Consider the following 20,016-nt stretch of genomic DNA (forward strand, 5'->3'; position numbering starts at 1 on the left):
CTATTTCGATGAGGTTGTCCCAACCACTTATTTGAATCTATCCACTTCGATTTTGCAAAGCTTTTTGCAGTACTTGGCGGGCTTGGCGGGCTAACCGATGATCGGGAAATATCTTCAGAAAGGTCTTAAGGTCTTGAATGGCATCTTGAATGCTCTGGCGACTGGCCTGGCAGTGTAGAGCGTCTCGGTAATAGCGCTTAGCCTGCTCTTCATTTCCTGCGGCCAGATGACACAGCGCCAGCGGGAATATGTTGTGCCCATCGCTAGGATCCTTTTCATACTCTGCTTGAGTTAATTGAATTGCTGCAGAAAAGTCTGCTTCAGCAAACTCCAACTGTTGAAGGACTTTGTATACAGTGCCTCTAATAAGTAAACAGTGAGGGTTCTTACTGTCTAATTCAAGAGCAAGATTACAATTTTCTATTGCTTCGTGATATTGCCCTGAAAGTAAGTAGGTCAGGCAGCAATTGGCGATCGCCCAGTCATATTTGGGGTCAAGTTCAATGGCCCGAGTAAAGTCTTGCAGGGCTTCGTCATATCGTTCCATTAACTGATAAGTTTTACCGCGATGGGCAATTGCCCAGTCATATTTGGGGACAAGTTCAATGGCCCGAGTAAAGTCTTGCAGAGCTTCGTCATATCGTTCCATTAACTGATAAGTTTGACCGCGATGAGCGATCGCCCAGTCATATTTGGGGACAAGTTCAATGGCGCGAGTGAAGTCCTGCAGCGCCTCCTCATACCGCTCCATTAACTGATAGGTTTGACCGCGTTGGGCAATTGCCCAGTCATATTTAGGGACAAGTTCAATGACGCGAGTGAAGTCCTGCAGCGCATCTTCATACCGCTCCATGTACCGATAAGTTTGACCGCGTTGGGCGATCGCCCATTGATATTCTGGGTTCAGTTCAATGGCGCGAGTGAAGTCCTGCAGCGACTCTTCATATCGCGCCATTAATCGATAGGTTTGACCGCGATGGGCAATCGCCCATTGATATTCTGGGTTCAGTTCAATGGCGCGAGTGAAGTCCTGCAGCGCCTCTTCATACCGCTCCATGTACCGATAAGTTTGACCGCGTTGGGCGATCGCCCATTGATATTCTGGGTTCAGTTCAATGGCGCGAGTGAAGTCCTGCAGTGCCTCTTCATACCGCTTCATCAACTGATAGGTTTTGCCTCTTTCTGCAAGAACTAATTCAAACTTGGAGTCAAGTTCAATGACGCGAGTGAAGTCTTGCAGTGCCTTTTCATACCGCTTCATCAACTGGTAAGTTTTACCTCGGTTTGCAATTGCCCAATCGTATTCAGGATTAAGCTGAATTGCCCGGTTAGAGTCTTGCAGTGCCTTTTCGTAACTCCCTGTTATCCAATGAGTGAGACTTCTTTCAGTCATTGCCCATTGATATTCTGGGTCAAGCTCAATAGCGCGATTAAAGTCGTCTAATGCGTTCTCATACAGCTCCATCAATCGGTAAGTTTTGCCACGCCATCCAAAAGCAATTGGCTGCCATTGTGGGGCAATTTCACGACAGTTTATTAATGCGGTAAACATTGCGAGGGTTTTGTCATAACGATCTTTACTGTAGGCTTTTAAGCCCCCAGCCAATTGGTGGCCCCAGTACTCAATTGCGGTCATCTCACTGTCTTTACCGGCCTGGACCATGACGTCAGCCCATCGCTCAGCAAATGTCCGTTTGTTCTTCAGAGCCACCAAAAACTCGTTCAGCACAATGGGCAATTGCTTTTGTGGCGCTTGACATAGGCGGTGATACATCCCGTTCAACTGATGAACTTGCCATGTCAGATCCGTGTATCGATCGTTTTCTTCCAATGCCAGGGCACCGCATTGCGCCTGGTAATAATCTGCCAGCTTGCCATGCAAATAAGCCCAGCTTTGGGGCGAGGTTAGTCGCTTATGGCGCAGCATTTGCGCTCTCACTACATCGTGATACGCCCAGCCATCCGTGCGTTCTCGTACAAAGGGTTTTTGCTTCAGCCAAACAAATAGTTCATCTGCTCCATCATCAGGACGCAATTGGGCAATAATATCTTGGTTGAGTGATCGCGGCAGCGCTGCATCCAGAGCCACTTGTCGTCGTTGCGGGTCACTCTCCCACTTCAGAAACCGAGCGACTGCCGTATCGCTCGCATCACCGACCTGATCAGGGTGATCAGGGGTCCCTTCCGCCAGTGTGGCAACCAGCAGCGGTAAACATCCCGACAAATTTAAAATCATCGCCACCGTGCCGGGATCGGTGACACCCTTGCTCGCTAAATACTGCTGAGCTTCCGCCTCGGAAAACGGTTCTAGTGGCAAGCGGATCATGATGCCTTCATAAGTCGCCCAGCGATTGCGATTTAGCTCTTCTCGCCCCGCCATCACCCACAAAAAGTTGATCGGCACCTCACCATAGCTACCTTGCAACACATCCCGCAGCCAATCATCCAAAAACTCGCCCGTGCGCTCATAGGTATCAAATATCAGCACCACATCGACTTGTGATGCTACCCGACCCCAGTCTTGCAAAAACAGCGGCGTGAGCACCGCCACCGGGTCTCGAATCAAATGGACTTCATCCTTGTTGCCCAGTTTCTTCGCCACAAAGGTTGCCCATTCCCCCGCTTGAGTCGCGACCGCCTCTTCATCCACCAGGTCAAAGGCGACCCCCGCCCCCGGCACCTGACGTCCCAATTTCACCGCCGTTTTTGCCATGGTGCGCCCAATCAAGGCAGAAAATCCTTGGGGCGCTTCGGGATCAGCTTCTAACTCTTCCTGCTTTTGGCGATAAAGGCGATAGCGCTTGCTAAATTCTGGCAATTCATACCCCTGCTGCGCCAGATCACGGGCAAAGCGAGCCATCACTCCTGGAATATCGCGCTCCCCCTCATCGATGTAGGCCGTAATACCGCCCTGACTGCGGGCAATCTCTCGAAACTGTCTCAAGAGGGTGGTTTTGCCCACTCCCCCTTGTCCCCAAGGATTAAACACAAAGTATCGTCGGGCATCCTCCGGCGAATAGGTCAGATTTTGCCGGAATAAATCGAGCTGATCCTTTCGCCCTACGAAACTAGATTGCTGCCGTTGCCTGAGAATGTCTTGAAAGTTTTTTGGGGAGGGGGAGGATGGCATTAAAAGAAGTCAATCGGCTGCGGAACTGGACGCCTCAATTTTGGCAAATTTATGGGCGATTGCCGATCTTGTCGGGTGCTTTCTCTGCGGTAAAGCCGACTGTCCCTCTGAATAGTTATTTGGCAGCGCACAGCCAATGCATCAATCGCCTGAAACTTACAATCTCAGTTTGAAAAAGGCAATATCAAAAGCAAGAGCAAAAAAGAAGATGTCCAATTTCCAGGTCATCCGCGCCCATCCCCAAAACGCCTGCGGTACCGTTAATTGGAATCTCCTTAACAAGCTGTTGGTAATCAGCAATGACCATATCAACGACGAATCCTTCCACACCGATACCTGGCGGGAATGTTGGGCACGTTGCTGGAATGTGTCTGCCACAACTTTTTGGCTTGGCTGTAAACCTCCATGGCTAGACCTGGATGAAGGTTATAGGGATTCCAGGTGGCAGAGGAATTGGATCAGCTCTTCTTCGGAAAGCTCGTGGCGCGATCGCTTTTGATAGGTCTGTTCTAAATATTCGCGTCCCGTTTCCACCGACCAGCCGAGGCGGCGCAACTCAATATCCGTTTGGGCAATGACATCAGACAGGTTGATCGGCGCGGGCAATGATTCAGCGGAGATGGGGGCGGCAGCAGGTTCGGGCGGCGCTTCCGATACGGGCAGTGGCTCTTCGGTTGGGGCGATCGTTTCCTCAAAGTCATCCCCGTCGAGATGACTGTCATCGTCCTCAAAGCTGGCTAACTGAGGCTCGATCGCCTCGGGTTGGGGCTGAATTTTGGCCACCGTTTGGGAGGTGGCGATCGCTTTTGCTGGTTTCGACGGTGACGGTTTGGGCTTGGGCGTTCGCTCGGTTGCGGTTGGCGGCGAGATCGGGGCCGCCATGGCTGACTGAGATGGGGAGGGCTCAGGGGCGCTCTCTGGGGCCGGTAGAGGAGCGGTTGATTGGGGATGAAGGGGACTGGCCGATGCCACTGGCTCGGTCGCGGCATAGCCCAGGGCGGCCATGGCTCTGAGGCGCGCTTGGTCTTCGGCGACTTCGATCGCGGTGTGGGTCGCTAACCCTGAGGCGACTCCCGATGAAGCTGTGGTAATGGTGACTTTGACGACAAAGCGTTCGCGTTCCACCAGCAGCAACTCACTGAGGATCTGAGCATCGGGGTAGCGATCGCGAAAGGCTTGAAAAGACACAGTCATCCTTGCTCACATTGAGCTCGATACAGAGCTACCGACTAAGATTCCACCGGGTCGCTAACAGGAGCCGACAACCGCCGGGGGGCACCCATGATGCAACTGCCCGCCAGCACGAGGGCAACGATGCCGACCAGACTGGGCAAGCCGACCGGCAACGTCTTTAAAGCTGCGGCCACAGTGCCAAATAGCGACGAAGCCGCCGCCCCGCCACTAAAAAACATGCCAGTGCCTAGCCCCGCTTTGGAGGAAGGCACCAAGGACAGCGCGAAGGGAATGGTGCCGTTGGAAACCAAGCTGAACGCCGCCCCAAACAGGATTGCCAGGGCGATCGCGGCTCCATTGTTGGGCACGGCGGCGATTGCCGCACTCACAAACGCCAAAGCGGCCAACCCCAATACCATCGCTCGCCGATTGCCCAAGCGCACCGCCAGCACTCCCGCCGGAATGGCCGTCAACGCCAGCGTGACAAAGACCGTGCCCAAAACCAAACTCGGATTGCCGTCAGGCACTTGACCGTTGAGCACCCGGCTAAAGAGCAGCATTAACGAACGAAAGCCCAGCGTCACCCCGACGCCCGCCCCAAAGATCAAGGCCAGCCCGGCTATTGAAATATCCTGAGTCGCAGGCTGAGCGAGATCATCTCCCACCGCTGCCGGAGCCTCAGGCGCGGTCACCCGCAAAACAAACGCCGCCACCAGCAAGACCACCGAGCCCAACGCAAACGCGGTGACTGGCCCCCAACTGAGAATTCGTTCACTCGCCAGTGGCCCCATGGCCCCCGCTACGCCCCCGACCAAGGTCAACACACTCGCCGCCTGAGGCAACCGAGTGCCAAAGGCGTAGCGCCCCAGCAGCGACATCGCCGGACTGCGAAAGATGGTCATGGTCAGCGCCCACAGCACCAGCATCAGGGGCAATATCCAGCGTGCTGCTGCTGCCCAACCCCCTAGCACCGCAATGGGCAGAGCCAGGAACGCGCCAGCGGCCAAAATTGCCCCCAAGCTAATCAGCGGAAACCGCGTCCCCAACTGCTGCTGAAAGCGATCGCTCAGGCTGCCCATCAGCGGTTCCATCACCATGGCCAGCAGATTTTCTACCACCAGCAGCGCGGTCGCCAGGGTCTGCGGTAGCCCCACCTGAGTCAGCAGTTCCACCAAGTACAGGTTGTAAATCACCCACATGAGGGCGATCGCACCCTGCACTAGACCTAGACCCACCACTTTGGCCCATAAGACTTGAGCCGACGCGGGCCTCAACTCACTGGAGGACATAATGACAAGAACCTCATGCAACTGACCGACACCCGTCGTGGCCGTACCGAGCCAACCTGACGATGCACCTTGTTTCTAACGACACGCCCTGACCATTCGCCTCATCCAGGGCCGCCCATACTTGTTTGCGCCTGCTCACTTTAGCAAACTGACTTGGGCAACAGTAGGACGTTAAACCGTTATTTAATCAACCGTCGCCCCGTGGCATCCGGGGCCAGAAACGAGCGATCGCGATCGCCTAATTTCGTTGATCCAGACAAAAAAAGTGGCGGGAACCCCAGCCCATGCTGATCATTCCCGCCGGAGTCGAACTGAGTTAAGCCGCGAAGTCAAACAGCGTATCGAGATAGATACGATTAACGCGGCGATCGCAGTTGCCATTCTGCATCAGGAAAAGCGATAACGCAGCGCAGAACGCCCGTTGCTGATTCCAGGCCGGATGAGAATCGAGATAACACTGAAGCGATTCGTGGAGTTCTTCTGGGACTTCCACTAACAAGCTAACCATAGGGCCGCTCATCCATTCCTCCTTTGACACCATAACCAATCGGCAAACACTAGAAAACTGCACCTCCATGCACTCCAGACTTATCCCCACTCGCTGACGAGTTAGGAGTTTCAGTCGCTGAGTTCACAGGCGCTTACGTTTTCCAGTGGGCATCATTCTGCCTACTCCGCAAAACAGTGTCAATGTTGAAAAAAAACGGTACATCTGCCTACAAGAGCATTCGGAAACGAAGGAATCAGGCTTTCATGCGATCAACGCTGATGATCCCCGGTTTTTTTCGGTTTTCCCCATCGTGTGGAAATTCATTTTCCCTTAATCCACAGTTTTTCAGAAAGACCTTGAAACTCGTTGCAGGCTGTGGAAAAGTCTGTGGATTTTTCTACCAAAACTGTGGATTAAATGTGAAATCCAAAAAACTTTAAAAGATCTGACAATAAAGTTTTGCAACGCCAGGTCACAATCCCTTGAGCCAACCCCTTCCAACGGGCTCAAGCCCTTTCATAGAAAGGGTTTTGAGCTTTTGAGAAGGTTGCGTTTAACTCCGGACCATAAAGTATCAAGGGCGACATTTTGACTCTCTAGTTGATCTGAACTACTCAAGGGCGATCGCTGTTTGGATCCGGTCGTCTTTGGCAAAAGTGGCCCATTGTGATGGATGTCATAACGGTAATCTTGAGCCAGTCAAAAGCGAGTGGCGGCGGTGGATGTGGGAGGCTGAGCTCAAATTTAGGCCAGTGGTGATGGCTACATTGAAGATGTTTGGGATGAGAAAATATGCGGCTTATTTTGCCACTAATTAATCTCATTCATCGCGATTTTTGGTCGCTTTTTGGCAGTATCGGTTAAACCAATAAAGCCCCTCTTCTCGACCCTTGGTTGTCCCCAAAAAGGGCTTGATAAAGTTGGGGTTAGACGCAACGAAACCCAACGTCAGTCAGCTTGCCGTGAGCGACGCTGGCGCTTAGGCACAATGATGCCCGGCGGGCTGGACCCTGTCTTGCGTCCATTTGCGCTGCTTTGACGCCATTCTCGATGGAGCAAGGCCAGCTTTAAGCATTGGCCTGTGAAGGGCTATTGTGCTTTTCGGTTCAGCCATTTCAGGGCTTCGCGCCGACTCAGTGGCGCGAGTTGGGTGGCTGCCACTAGCGCTTTGACGGCATCGGCATCGGTTTTGGAATATTCACGCAAGGCCCAGCCGATCGCCTTTTGAATAAAGAACTCATCGGAGGCCTGATTTTCCGCCACAATCGCCCACAGCAGCGGCACATCTGTCTCGGCTTTATAACCGAGTTGAAAGAGGATGGTCGTGCGCCGTAGCCAAATGTGGTCAGATTGTCGCCAGGGGGTGAGGGTGCGATCGCGGATTTCCGGATATTTCTGTAACAGCTTGCCCACGTTATGGTTGGCGATGGCATCCACCGTATCCCACCAGGATTTAGTCGTCACCAAATATTCCAGCAGCGGCACCCAGTCGGGCGTCAGCTGCTTCTGGTACTTATCTAAAAAGTTGAGGGCGAGGTACTGATATTCGCGTTCGGGCCAGCTCCACAGCGTTCGGACGATGGCGTCGAGTTGGTCGAGTGGGGGTAAACCGTGATTTGCCACCAACTGTTTGAAGAGCGCTTTTGTTGCCGGAGTTTTAATGCCTAAAAACTCGAATTGGTTGCGCATGTATTTTTTCATCGGCACCGCTGCTTCAGGATCCGCTTGGGCGCTATACAGGTGTTGAATGGCGTCGAGATAGGGTGTCATGGCATTTCTGAGGGCAGCATGGTCTGAGTAACGTGCTGGTGGGCGCTGATAGCAAGATGTCAGCCGATGGGCAGCCGACTGCTGGGGGTACGTGTTTGGGCGATCGCCCGCAATGGAGAACTGAGTGCTCCCGTGGTTAAGGAATGGGGATTTAATGATGTGTGGACAGCCGTCTCGGCTGTCCAAGTGCAGACAAGATGCCTGCACAACCGTCTCGGCTGTCCAAGTGCAGACAAGATGCCTGCACAACCAAACTTGGATTTTATAAAATCCTCATTCCTAGGTCGGTGCCAGGGGAGGGCGATCGCGGCTGATCCCAGATATCCTCCCCTAGCACGATGGCCCGCCTAATTTTGAGCGGCACTCATGCTCTTTAAGGCGTCAACGATCGCATCGCGCAAAATCGATACGCCCAACTCGATTTCCTGATCCGAAACCGTCAGCGGTGGCGCAATACGAAAGATGCCGCCCATGCCCGGTAGGTTGACGATATTCATGCTCAAGCCTCGATCCAGAGCGTTTTGCGTAATGCGATCGCCCAACTCGGGGGCCGCCGCCTTGCTCTCTTTGTCGCGCACAATTTCCAGACCCAGCAACAGGCCACGCCCCCGTACATCGCCCACACAGTCAAACTCCGCTCGGAGCGCTTCGAGTCCCTGTCGGAGCTGGCGGCCCGCGCTCTCAGCTCGCTGCACCAACTGATCACGGAGCAGCACCTCCAACACCGTTAGTCCGATCGCTGCGGGCAGCGGGTCCGAAACGTGGGTGGTGTAAAACACAAAGCCCCGTTCATGACATTTTTCCTCAATCTCTGCCGAGGTGAGCACGGCCGACAGGGGCAATCCGGCTCCCAAGGTTTTTGAAAGGGTGAGAAAATCCGGCACGATCGCATCTCTCGCAAACGCAAACATTTCCCCAGTGCGACCGAGTCCGGTTTGGGCTTCGTCGATGATCAGCATCATGCCCCTGGCCTCGCAGTGGGCTTTGAGGGCTTGCAGATAGCCCACTGGCAAATCGAGAATGCCCCCCGCACTGAGAATCGGCTCAGCGATAAAGGCGGCCAGCGCGCCAGTCGATTGGCGATCGACCAGCTCAAAACCGTAGTCCAGCTCTGCTTGCCAGTCATATTCAGCCGCTGAACCAAAGGTCGGGCGATAAAAATTGGGGGCCATAATCGCCATGCCGCCCACACCCATGGGGCCGTAACCGCGCCGCGCCGCTGAATAGGTGGCGGCGGCGGCTCCCCCAGTCATGCCGTGCCAGGATTGAGCAAAACTCACGACTTCGTGCCCCCCGGTGGCTAGTCGCGCCATCTTCAGCGCCGCTTCGTTCGACTCTGCACCCGTGCTCAAAAACATCACTCGATCAAGACCGGTCGGGGTGAGGGCGGTGAGGGCTTCAGCCAGATCCACCACGGGTTCTGACAACATGCCGCTAAACAGATGCGCCAGCGTCCCAATCGACTGGCTGACCGTCTCAACAATGTCGGGGTGGCTGTGCCCCAAAATGGCGCTCATTTGACCAGAGGTAAAGTCGAGCATACGGCGGCCGCTGCGATCGTAAATAAACGAGCCTTCGGCGCGGTGAGCCACAAAGCTGGAGAAGGCCCCGCCATAACGAATGAGCGTCGTTTCAGCCTTCTCTAGCACGGGGTTGACGGGCAGAGCGGTGCTTGTCGTTTGAGCATTGCCACCAATTAAGACCATTCGCTTGACCTCATGAGATATTTGATGCGTCCTCGCACGGCGACGCATGCAGTAGTTTTAGCGTGATTTATCGGTCCACAGATGTTCTCGACGATGAACAATTGAGGGGCAACCCAGCGATCGCCTGCAACGCCAACGCGATGGCCTCGTCCCCTAATGGTGGAATTGATGTGGGAATGCGATCGCGGTCTCTTCGGTCGCGATGCGGCATGGCGTGCCAGCGTCAGGCCTGGGTCATTCCCTGAGCCATCAGGATTGATAAAATCCCAATCTTGTCGGGCAGGCATGAAGATGCCTGCGCTTGAACAGCTGTCTCAGCTGTTCATACCCCATTTAATTGCCTAAGGAATCAACATTTTGATGCCTAACAAAATCATGGCAGTGCCAAACGCCTGTCTTAAAAACTGCTCTGGCAAGTCAACGGCAAATTTCGCGCCAATTAAGCCACCAAAGACAAACCCGAGGCAAATGAAGATCGCCGCTCGCACATCCACATATCCCTGTTGGAAGTAGGTCCACGCGCCCAGCAACCCAATCGGCGGCACTAAGAGGGCTAGCGTGGTGCCCTGGGCGTAGTGTTGCGAAAACCCAAACAGGTAAACCAGAGCGGGGGTGATCAGGACCCCACCACCGATGCCAATAAGACCACTGAGCGTCCCGACACCGAGCCCCAATAGGAGAAACAGCGCTAGTTCTAAACCCATGTCAGCGATGCTCCAGCTGAGGACTACACGAGGCGGTTGCGAATGCGAGAGGAGATGGTATCAATGACGCCAACCGTCACCACTAGAATGATCAAAATCGCGCAAACGTTCTGATAATTAAAGGCGCGGAAGTTTTGATACAGAGCCACCCCGATGCCACCGGCACCCACGATGCCGAGCACCGACGCCGATCGCACATTGGACTCAAAGCGGTACAGGGTGAATGAAGTCCATAGAGGAATGACCTGAGGAATGACGCCGAAGATCACCTCTTGCACTTTGCTCGCCCCGGTGGCGCGAATGCCCTCAACCGGACCCGGCTCGATCGCTTCGATCGCTTCGGAAAAAAGCTTCCCCAGCGTCCCCGCCGTGTGCACAAACAGCGCCAGCACCCCCGCAAACGGCCCTAAGCCCACTGCGACGATAAAAATCAGCGCAAACACCAGCTCGTTGATGGCCCGCATGGCATCCAGCAATCGCCGCACAGGAAACACCACCCAAGGGGGACAAACATTCTCTGAGGCCAAAATCGATAAGGGAATCGCCACAATGACCGCCAGCAGAGTGCCCCAAATGCCCATCGCAATGGTTTCAATCGTGGCCTGAAAATAATTCCACCAGCGGGTGAAATCGGGCGGAAAAAACTTGACGACCAAATCGACCATGGCCCCAATGCCATTGAACAACTCGATGAAACTCAAGTCACTCAAAATGCCCGCATAAATAAGGACAGCAATTGCGAGCACTAAGCCACCGATGCTCCAGGGGGTCCAGAATGGTTTTTCTTGCGCTAGGGCCTGACGCACTGCCGGTGAGTACGCCGCTTGAGCGGAATTCAGAGAGGAGGTATCTTGCATGGTGTTTACGATATCAGGCGGGCAAAAAAACGCGCCATGAGAAGGCGTTAAAGCGGTTTCCCATGGCGCGTTGCTGTCACAACGTGAGGTGTTTTTACTTCAACGCTTCCAGTTGCTTTTCGAGCTCTGCTAGCTGGGTAGTTTTATCTGCTTCGCTGATGGCAGCATCATTCTTGATCTCTTCCATCTGTTTGGCAATATCAAGCTCACGGATGGTATTCCAATCAGTATCGCCAGCGGGGTCAAAACCCGCCCAGTCCAACGGGCCGAGCACGGCCTCATCATCAAAGTTATGGAAGAAGTCTTTGAACTCTTCTTTCAAACAGTCGGGAAGATCGGACTTGAACGCGATGGGGTCACTGGGAATCAACGGCGAAGTCCAGATGATTTGCACTTGCTCAAACGCTTCTGGATCAGTCTCTTGCAGACGCGCCATCGATTCGCTGTTGTTGGTAGCGACATCGACTTGATTGTTGGCGACAGCTTGTGCCGTCGCTTCGTGGCTGCCAGAAAACACAAGTTCGCTGAAGGCTTCATTTGGATTGACGCCATTCTGGGCGAACACGTAATAGCTCGGCACCAAGAAGCCCGAGGTCGAGTTCGGGTCATTGAAGGCGAAGGTCAAATCAGCAGAATTCTCGATGACGAACTGATCGCCATTCCCGGCTTCCACATCAATCTCGCCCACAATGGGATTCTCTATATTCGTAATGAGGTGAGCGTAGTAGCCCTTGCTGCCGTCGCTCGCCACCGTTTGGGCAAAAGCTTCAGCCCCAGAACGTTTGGCCGCCTCGATGTAGGACTTCCCGCCGTACCAGGCCAGCTGAATTTTGCCTGCCCCCATGGCTTCAATCACGCCCGCATAGTCGGTGGCGTAAAAGCCGTTGATCTGACGCCCCATATCCTCAGACATGGCGGCCAAGAAGGGCTCCCAAAGCTCTTCTAAATTGGCCTGAGACTCGGTAGAGATAATGCCGAAGTCAATCTCCGCAAACTCTGGGGCACAGACTTCACCATCAGCAGGGGCAGCCGCCTCGGTCGCTGCGTCGTTACCCGCATCTGCCGTATCCGTGGTCGCGGATGGATTGCTGCAGCTCACAATCAAGGCGGTGCCAACCAAAGCAAAGGCTAAACGAGCAGACCCATTCATGAAAAAAGCAGTTTTCATCGAAAAATCCTCATATTAGATGTCAACTCTGAACAACAAAAACGAACACCTGAAAACCGTTTCAGCAACTATGTGTGAGGCACTAAAACACTGGTGGTGACTAAACTTGAGACGCGGTGAAGATCTCGGCATGGCCGCTCAATACCAACTCTTTGGCTGCGGCGCCGTAGATATCACTCAGCCGTTGATCATTCAAATCTTGAATCGCCCCGTCAAACCGAACGACGCCATCCCGTAACGCCACCGCTCGCTTGAAGTAGCGGCGCACCATTTGCACTTGGTGCAGGGAGGTAATGACGGTGATGCCCTCATCCTCATTGAGGTGGGTGAGCAACTCCATGACCTTGCGGGCCGATTCTGGATCGAGGGAAGCAATCGGCTCATCGGCGAGGATGATTTGCGCTCCTTGCATCAAACAGCGAGCGATCGCCACCCGCTGCTGCTGCCCTCCTGACAGGCTAGAGGCCCGTTGGTAAGCCTGATTTAAGATGCCAACTCGCTCTAGCGCGGTCAAAGCTTTGAGCTTTTCTTGCTGACTAAAACCGCGAATCAGCGATCGCATCATGGAGGTTTGGGACAAGTTACCAACCAACACGTTCTCCAGTGCGGTCAGGCGATTCACCAGATTGAACTGCTGAAAAATGAAGCCCATTTGACTGCGCAATTGCCGCGCTTTGGAATGGAGCTTGCCATCGATCTGTAGCGGGCTCCCAAAGATTTCTACGGTGCCTCGCTCAGCCTGCTGCAAGCCATTCAAATTGCGCAGCAAAGTCGACTTGCCGGAGCCCGAGGCACCGACTAAAGCCACCATTTCGCCGACACCCACGGTCAGACCCACATCCTGCAGTGCTGGCTGCCCTTTGAAAGACTTAAACAGATGCTGCACGCTGACAGCAGGGATAGCAAAAGATGCTTCCAAGGCGCTCTCCGTAACTGATGGCATGGCCGCTATTTGCCCAACTGAATATCAACATCATGGCTTAAAGCTGACATGCACCCACTCGCCAGGCGAGGCAACGGCGATCGCCTAAGACTCATGTAGATGTCTAGACGAGCACCTCAGCAATAAACCACTACATATATTCAGATAGCGAGTTTAAGATTTGCCCCATCCTAGATTAAGTCAAGGGGAAGATTACTTAAAAAGTGTGCTCAGGCTCGATGGGGTGGCCGGAGTGCGGGCGCGGTAATGTTGATGCCGCAAGGCTGCTGGCATTCATTGAGGACGCGCCCGAAACCAATCACTTGGCTGGGGTGGGACGGGTCGCGGCGTCGGCTGGGGAATCGGCTGGGGAATCGGTCGCCTGACCAACCTGGGTAACGTTTGTAGGGGTCACAGCGCCGCCGCAATGAAAGTCAGCTCGGGGACTCGTCGTTATCGAGCACGAGTTCCATGCGATCGCCTCGAAAACGGGTGACCCCATACTCAATGACGGTGTCATGTTGGTTGACGTTGATGGACTCGGATAGCAGCACCGCTCCATTCGTCGGCATTTTGAGGAGCCGGGCATCTTCATTTTGGGCCAATTGGGCTGACACCCGGGTGCTGCGGCGAAAGTGCTCACACCCATACTCTTCTTGCAACATTTTGGAAATGGAACAGTAGACTTCGCAATGCTTGACCAGGTTGGGAAATTGCTGCCCGGAAAAGTGACTGCTCGAAATGCTGAGGGGCACCCCTTCGACGGAGCTGAGGCGCTCATATAAAACGACCGGCGCGCCGATCGCAATTTCTAACCGCTGCGATAACTTGGCATCGGCCTGCAGTTCCACCACCCGCAGCACCTGCCAACTGGGCTGGAGCGACTGCGCCTTGAGATCTTTGTTGAATCGCACTCGCCGACTGAGGTGCAAGGTAATTGGGGTGGCCGTTACAAAGGAGCCGCGTCCCCGCTCGACGCTGACAATCCCTTCGTTGCGCAGCACCTCGATCGCTCGTCGTAAAGTATGGCGATTGACCCCAAAGCGCTCACTGAGCTCCGGCTCGGTTGGCAGGCGATCGCCGACCTTATAAACCGTTTCTTCAATGTGGCGACGCAGCTCATCAGCAATCTGCAAATACAAAGGCAGGTCTTCTCGATGCATGTTGGGTGGCTAAGAACAGACGGAAATCGTTAGGTCAGTATAGTATTGCCCACCAAAAGCGTTGCGTTCAGAGCCATCATGTCCGATATTTTGTATAGACGTCTATACCAATTTAAGAGGCGGTTAACCCTTGGTTAAGTAATGGTTGAGATGAATGAGATTCGCTCAAGATCAGGCTGGATATCGGTGCTGGCTAAGGCTCCTTTGCCTTTATTGGAGCAGGGGGTCAAGTCTTTGGGGGCGCTGCCGGATTATGGATTTTTGCGATCGCCCGAAATTGGTCTCGCGATGGTGCGGGGGCGGGCTGAGGGCACGGGGCAGCCCTTTAATCTCGGAGAAATGACGATCACCCGCTGTGTGGTGCAGTTGGCCTTGACGAATCGGGATGGTGAGACGCTCTCGGGGTTTGGCTATGTGGCGGGGCGATCGCCGCGTCATGCCGAGCTGGCGGCGGTGTATGATGCGCTGCTCCAGCATCCAGACTGGCAGGCTCAGGTGCAGCATCAGGTGCTTGAGCCACTGGTGGCCGCGGCCCAGGCTCAGCGCCAAGCTGAGGCCGCCGAAGTGGAATCGACTCGGGTGAATTTCTTTACCTTGTTACGAGGAGAAAGTTGAGATGACCACGGCAACCGTTCAACTGCCTGGCTTCACCGATCCGGTGCATGAGGCACAGCAGACCTTTCGCGCGTTGTTGGATGCCCTGGCTCGACCGGGCTTGCCTCAAGCGATGGTTGCGGTCACGGCTCCGGCGGGTTTGACCCCCGAATGTGCGGCGGCTTGCCTAACGTTGCTGGATTTGGAAACCACGGTGTGGCTGCAGTCCGGCCTCTCTGAAGCGGCCCGGGCCTGGCTGCTCTTTCATACGGGCTGTCGGTTTACCGAGCAGCCGCAAGCGGCTGATTTTGCCATCATTCACGATGCGGCGAACCTGCCGCCACTGGACGCCTTTGGCTGGGGCACAGCGGAATATCCCGAAGCCTCAACGTCGTTGCTGATACAGCTCCCGGCGTTGACGGGGCCGACGACGGTCACTTTGCAGGGGCCGGGTATTCGCGAGGCGATCGCCCTGCAAACCCCACTGGGGCAACCCTTTTGGCAACAGTGGCAAGTGATGACCGCGAGCTATCCATTGGGCCTGGATGTTTGGTGTCTGGCTGACCATCAGGTCATCGGCTTGCCGCGCACCGCTCGTGTGACCGATTCACAGGAGAATTTGTAATGTCGGTATTAATGCGTGAGGTCACCGTGGATGACCTGCCGGCGGTGCTGCGGCTGTATGGCGAGTCCGGCGTCGATCACGAACCCTGGACTGACGTCGCGGCGGCTGAGCAGCTGTTTCAGCGCCTGCAGCACTATCCCAACTACACGATGTGGCTGGCCGTGTTGGCTGCCTCGCCGTCCCAGGCTGTCGGCACCTTTTCCCTGTTAATCATGGATGCCCTCGTCCACAGCGGCACCCCCGCGGGGGTGGTGGAGGGCGTCGCGGTGGACCCCGACTTTCAGGGACAAGGGATTGGTCGGCAAATGATGCAGCACGCGATCGCTCAGTGTCAGGCGGCAGGCTGCTACAAGATGAGCCTATCGACCAATCTCAAGCGTGAACCAGCCCATGCTTTTTATGAATCCCTGGGGTTCGAGAAGCACGGCTACTGTTTTTCGATGCCGTTAGCAGTCGGTTAACTCCCCGGAGATCACTATGCCCTACGTTGCCGTTAAAGGCGGTGAGCACGCCATTCAAAACGCCGAAGCCTTGCTTCAGGCCAAGCGACGCGGTGATACCACCGTGCCGGAACTCTCCCTGGAACAAATCAAGCAGCAGATGCAGCTCGCGGTTAATCGAGTGATGGCCGAAGGCAGCTTATACGACCCCGACCTGGCGGCCCTCGCCATCAAGCAAGCCTGGGGTGATTTGGTGGAGGCAGCCTTTTTGCTGCGGGCTTACCGCACGACCCTGCCGCGCCTCTATTACAGCGACCCGATTGATACGGGCAGCATGTACCTGCAGCGACGCATTTCTGCCATCTTTAAAGATGCTCCAGGGGGGCAAAAGCTCGGCCCCACCTTCGACTATGTGCATCGCCTGCTGGATTTCAAACTGGCGGCTGAAAGCAACGAATTTACCGCGCCGACTCAGCCCCCGATCGCGGCGACCGAATCGGCACCTCGGGTGGTTCAGACACTGGTTCAAGAGCAGCTCGTCACCCCGCCGCCTGCAACCCCCGTGGATGCGCCGCCCTTTGATGTGACGCGCCAGCCGCTCCATACCCCTACCAATCGTGATGCGCGTCTGCAAAATCTAGCGCGGGCTGATGAGGGCTTCTTGCTGTCGATGGCTTACTCGACCCAACGGGGCTACGGCAGCAATCATCCCTTTGCGGGCGAGATTCGCATGGGCGATGTGGAGGTCGTCATCTGTCCAGAAGAACTGGGGTTTGAGGTGGCGATCGCCGACATTACTGTCACCGAAGTGCAAATGGTCAACCAGTTCACCGGCAGCAAAGACATCCCGCCCCAGTTCACCCAGGGGTATGGCCTCACCTTTGGCTACAACGAACGCAAGGCAATGGCGATGGCCCTCGTCGATCGCGCCCTCCAGGCCAAAGATTTGGGAGAGGCGATCGACGGCCCCGCCCAAGATGAAGAATTTGTCCTCTTTCATTCCGACAATGTTGAGGCTCAGGGCTTTGTCCAGCATCTCAAACTGCCCCACTACATTGACTTCCAGGCCGAGCTGAATTTGATCCGCCAACTGCGACGGGACTATGACCAGGCCCAGCCGCATCAGGCTGAAGAAGTCCTCGTTGCAGACTCGCCCCCGTCGGCTAACGCCGAGCCGTCCTCTGCCACGGGCCAGGCCTCAGACCCCAACGTGCCCGCCAAGCATCCTGCCTCTGAGTCTCACTCTCCGTCGGAGCTGACGCCGTGAATCGGCGCTGCGTTTGTGCCAGGCACCGCTACCGAAGTCCTCAATCGCCTTGAACCCATGACCCCGCCATCTTCCCACTCCCCCATCGCCCCAGCGCTGCCCGAACCGGGCTTCAACTTCGCCTACCTCGACGAGCAAACCAAGCGATCGATTCGGCGGGCGCTGCTCAAAGCCGTCGCCATTCCCGGTCACCAGATTCCCTTTAGCTCGCGAGAAATGCCCATGTCCTACGGTTGGGGCACGGGCGGCATTCAGGTCACGGCCTCGGTGATTGGCCAGCAGGACACCCTCAAAGTGATCGATCAGGGGGCCGACGACACCACCAATGCGGTCAATATTCGGCGATTTTTCCGCAAGGTGTGCGGTATCAACACCACCGATCGCACGGCTGAGGCGACCGTGATTCAAACCCGCCACCGCATTCCCGAAACCCCCCTGCGGGAGGGGCAGACGATGGTCTACCAGGTGCCCATGCCCGAACCGCTGTATTTCATCGAACCGTCGCGCACGGAAGCCAACAAAATGCACGCCCTGGAAGAGTATGGCCCCATGTACGTGCGACTGTACGAAGATGTCACCCGCTTTGGCCACATCGCCATGGCCTATGACTATCCGGTCATGGTGAACGATCGCTACCTGATGAAGCCCAGCCCCATTCCCCGGTTCGACAATCCCAAACTGCACATGAGTCCGGCGCTACAGCTCTTTGGGGCCGGTCGCGAAAAACGCATCTATGCGCTGCCCCCTTACACCCCAGTCAAAAGCCTCGATTTTGAGGATCATCCTTTCACGGTGGAAACGTGGGACCAGCCCTGCGAATTTTGCGGCGCGACCGATAGCTATCTGGATGAGGTGGTGATCGATGATCGGGGCTCCCGCCTGTGGATTTGCTCGGATACGGACTATTGCCACCAGCGCCAGCAAGCCCAAGCGATCGCCCCTCAGACTTTGGGGTAATCCGGGGTGGGCCGCTGCTACAACCCATGCGATGGAAACGAGTTGACACTGAGTTATGAAAACCACTGAACCGCTATTAAAAATTGACGGGCTGACGAAACGGTTTGGGGCTATTCGGGCCTGCGATCGCATTGCCTTTGACCTTTATCCGGGGCAGGTGCTCGGCATTATTGGGGAATCGGGTTCCGGCAAAAGTACGTTGCTGAAAGCGATCGCGGGGGAGATTCCCGTCGATGGGGGGCAGGTGTTGTATCGCGATCGCACCGCCCAGCTCATCAACCTGCGCACCCTGCCAGAAGCCCGCCGTCGCCAACTGATGAAAACTGAATGGGGCTTTGTGCAGCAAAATCCTCGGGATGGTCTGCGGCTACAAGTCACCGCCGGGGCCAACATTGGGGAGCGCCTGCTCGACGTGGGGGAACGCCACTACGGCAATATTCGCGCCGAAGCCTTGGCTTGGCTCAACCAGGTGGAAATTCCGGATGCCCGCATGGATGACCTGCCCAGCAACTTTTCGGGCGGGATGCAGCAGCGGCTACAGCTCGCCCGCATTTTGGTCACCCGACCCCGGCTGGTGCTAATGGATGAACCCACTGGCGGGCTGGATGTGTCGGTGCAGGCGAGGCTGCTGGATTTGTTGCGATCGCTGGTGCGCACCCTGCATCTCAGCGTCATTTTGGTCACCCACGACATCGGCGTGGTGCGGCTGTTGGCCCACCGCCTGCTCGTGATGCAAAACGGCCAGGTCGTCGAAGCGGGACTAACCGACCAAGTGCTTGATGACCCGCATCATCCCTATACCCAGCAACTCGTCAGCGCGACCCTCGTGCCCTAATGACGACGGCTCGATCCGGCTCGGTGCTGCCCCTTCTTAAAACTCCCATGGTTATGACTTACACCCTGTTACCCACTCCCACCCGCCTCCCGACGGACTTGCCCCCGCACGCCGTCATCCATGCTGATCAACTCCACAAAACGTTCACACTGCATCATCAAGGGGGCGCGCAGATTCCCGTGCTGGCGGGGACGACGCTGACGGTGCAAGCGGGGGAATGTGTGGCGCTGCAAGGGCCATCAGGCTCCGGCAAGTCAACGTTTATGCGATCGCTGTATGCCAACTATCGCATCGACCAGGGGGCGATCTGGGTCAAACATCAGGGTGACTGGGTCAACTTGCCCCAACTCCCAGCCCACCAATTGCTGGCCGTGCGACAACAGACCATCGGCTATGTGAGTCAATTTCTGCGGGTCATTCCCCGAGTCCCTGCGTTGGAGGTCGCCGCTGAACCCCTGCTGGATTTGGGGGTAGAGCCGGAATCTGCCCGAGACAAGATTTGTCAGCTCTTTACCCAGTTGAATCTCCCGGAACGGCTGTGGCACCTGTCTCCGACTACCTTTTCTGGTGGCGAAAAGCAGCGGGTCAATATTGCCCGGGCCTTTGCCGTCAACTATCCGGTGATGCTGCTGGATGAACCGACCTCCGCCCTGGATGCGGCGAATCGGGAAGTCGTCATGGCGCTGATCGCCGCCCGCAAAGCCCAGGGATGCGCCATGGTCGGCATCTTTCACGATGACGAAGTGCGCGAGCGGGTCTGCGATCGCACCCTGCATTTCTAACTCCCCCAGTCCTACCCATCTCGTTAATGCCACCTCAACATCCCGTTAACCTCGATTTGATATCACAGGGCTAGCCTCCTTCACTGACGACTGTCACCCTCCCCCGCTGATTGCTGCTGTTCATCGTTTACGTCACCCGAGAGA

General features: G+C 55.6%; 18 protein-coding genes. 7 read left to right on the forward strand and 11 right to left on the reverse strand.

All coding sequences use genetic code 11. The annotated features are described in order from the left end of the window. Nucleotides 1-37: 37 nt before the first annotated feature. From DYY88_RS23040 to phnF, 11 genes are all read right to left on the reverse strand, one after another. On the reverse strand, nucleotides 38-3,130 hold the full coding sequence (locus tag DYY88_RS23040) for a tetratricopeptide repeat protein (RefSeq protein ID WP_130199574.1): 3,093 nt from the start codon (nucleotides 3,128-3,130) through the stop codon (nucleotides 38-40). Between the two features lie 426 nt (nucleotides 3,131-3,556). Beyond that, the gene (locus DYY88_RS23045; RefSeq protein ID WP_039727268.1) at nucleotides 3,557-4,324 is read right to left on the reverse strand and encodes a slr1353 family protein; all 768 of its coding nucleotides are present in this window, start codon (nucleotides 4,322-4,324) and stop codon (nucleotides 3,557-3,559) included. Between the two features lie 35 nt (nucleotides 4,325-4,359). Next, on the reverse strand, nucleotides 4,360-5,592 hold the full coding sequence (locus DYY88_RS23050; RefSeq protein ID WP_039727269.1) for an MFS transporter: 1,233 nt from the start codon (nucleotides 5,590-5,592) through the stop codon (nucleotides 4,360-4,362). Nucleotides 5,593-5,908: 316 nt separating this feature from the next. Next, the gene (locus DYY88_RS23055; RefSeq protein ID WP_201279011.1) at nucleotides 5,909-6,100 is read right to left on the reverse strand and encodes a DUF2811 domain-containing protein; all 192 of its coding nucleotides are present in this window, start codon (nucleotides 6,098-6,100) and stop codon (nucleotides 5,909-5,911) included. Between the two features lie 1,071 nt (nucleotides 6,101-7,171). Continuing rightward, entirely contained in the window at nucleotides 7,172-7,852 is a 681-nt protein-coding gene (locus DYY88_RS23060; RefSeq protein ID WP_039727271.1) for a DNA alkylation repair protein, read from the reverse strand. A gap of 347 nt (nucleotides 7,853-8,199) precedes the next feature. Further along, nucleotides 8,200-9,558, reverse strand: coding sequence for an aspartate aminotransferase family protein (locus DYY88_RS23065; RefSeq protein WP_084607080.1), 1,359 nt, complete (start codon nucleotides 9,556-9,558; stop codon nucleotides 8,200-8,202). 341 nt (nucleotides 9,559-9,899) lie between these two features. Next, nucleotides 9,900-10,262, reverse strand: a complete 363-nt coding sequence (locus DYY88_RS23070) for a sulfite exporter TauE/SafE family protein (protein ID WP_039727272.1) — start codon at nucleotides 10,260-10,262, stop codon at nucleotides 9,900-9,902. A gap of 23 nt (nucleotides 10,263-10,285) precedes the next feature. Then, nucleotides 10,286-11,119 (reverse strand): phosphonate ABC transporter, permease protein PhnE, encoded by an 834-nt coding sequence (gene phnE / locus DYY88_RS23075; RefSeq protein WP_044151248.1) that lies wholly within the window; start codon nucleotides 11,117-11,119, stop codon nucleotides 10,286-10,288. Nucleotides 11,120-11,213: 94 nt separating this feature from the next. Then, nucleotides 11,214-12,287, reverse strand: coding sequence for a phosphonate ABC transporter substrate-binding protein (phnD, locus tag DYY88_RS23080; RefSeq protein WP_039727273.1), 1,074 nt, complete (start codon nucleotides 12,285-12,287; stop codon nucleotides 11,214-11,216). 100 nt (nucleotides 12,288-12,387) lie between these two features. Next, complete coding sequence (gene phnC / locus DYY88_RS23085; RefSeq protein WP_039729958.1) at nucleotides 12,388-13,206, reverse strand: phosphonate ABC transporter ATP-binding protein; 819 nt, start codon at nucleotides 13,204-13,206, stop codon at nucleotides 12,388-12,390. Nucleotides 13,207-13,643: 437 nt separating this feature from the next. Further along, nucleotides 13,644-14,372: a phosphonate metabolism transcriptional regulator PhnF gene (gene phnF / locus DYY88_RS23090; RefSeq protein WP_039727274.1), complete on the reverse strand. Its 729-nt coding sequence runs from the start codon at nucleotides 14,370-14,372 to the stop codon at nucleotides 13,644-13,646. Nucleotides 14,373-14,513: 141 nt separating this feature from the next. Here phnF and phnG point away from each other — a divergent pair, with 141 nt between their 5' ends. From phnG to phnL, 7 genes are read left to right on the forward strand one after another with little or no spacing between them, the layout of a single operon-like run. Beyond that, on the forward strand, nucleotides 14,514-14,987 hold the full coding sequence (phnG, locus tag DYY88_RS23095) for a phosphonate C-P lyase system protein PhnG (protein ID WP_236146356.1): 474 nt from the start codon (nucleotides 14,514-14,516) through the stop codon (nucleotides 14,985-14,987). Nucleotide 14,988: 1 nt separating this feature from the next. Then, complete coding sequence (gene phnH / locus DYY88_RS23100; protein WP_039727276.1) at nucleotides 14,989-15,591, forward strand: phosphonate C-P lyase system protein PhnH; 603 nt, start codon at nucleotides 14,989-14,991, stop codon at nucleotides 15,589-15,591. After that, nucleotides 15,591-16,052, forward strand: a complete 462-nt coding sequence (locus DYY88_RS23105) for a GNAT family N-acetyltransferase (RefSeq protein ID WP_039727277.1) — start codon at nucleotides 15,591-15,593, stop codon at nucleotides 16,050-16,052. The genes phnH and DYY88_RS23105 overlap by 1 nt, the downstream gene beginning before the upstream one ends. 16 nt (nucleotides 16,053-16,068) lie before the next feature. After that, nucleotides 16,069-17,298, forward strand: a complete 1,230-nt coding sequence (locus DYY88_RS23110) for a carbon-phosphorus lyase complex subunit (protein ID WP_084607081.1) — start codon at nucleotides 16,069-16,071, stop codon at nucleotides 17,296-17,298. A 15-nt stretch (nucleotides 17,299-17,313) separates the two neighbouring features. After that, nucleotides 17,314-18,255: an alpha-D-ribose 1-methylphosphonate 5-phosphate C-P-lyase PhnJ gene (locus DYY88_RS23115; protein WP_302849266.1), complete on the forward strand. Its 942-nt coding sequence runs from the start codon at nucleotides 17,314-17,316 to the stop codon at nucleotides 18,253-18,255. A 55-nt stretch (nucleotides 18,256-18,310) separates the two neighbouring features. Further along, entirely contained in the window at nucleotides 18,311-19,090 is a 780-nt protein-coding gene (gene phnK, locus DYY88_RS23120; protein ID WP_039727278.1) for a phosphonate C-P lyase system protein PhnK, read from the forward strand. Between the two features lie 47 nt (nucleotides 19,091-19,137). Further along, nucleotides 19,138-19,872, forward strand: a complete 735-nt coding sequence (gene phnL / locus DYY88_RS23125) for a phosphonate C-P lyase system protein PhnL (RefSeq protein WP_242517665.1) — start codon at nucleotides 19,138-19,140, stop codon at nucleotides 19,870-19,872. Nucleotides 19,873-20,016 lie beyond the last annotated feature (144 nt).

Origin of the sequence: Leptolyngbya iicbica LK, from assembly GCF_004212215.1 — a bacterium.
In the GTDB taxonomy this organism is placed as follows: Bacteria; Cyanobacteriota; Cyanobacteriia; order Phormidesmidales; family Phormidesmidaceae; genus Halomicronema; species Halomicronema iicbica.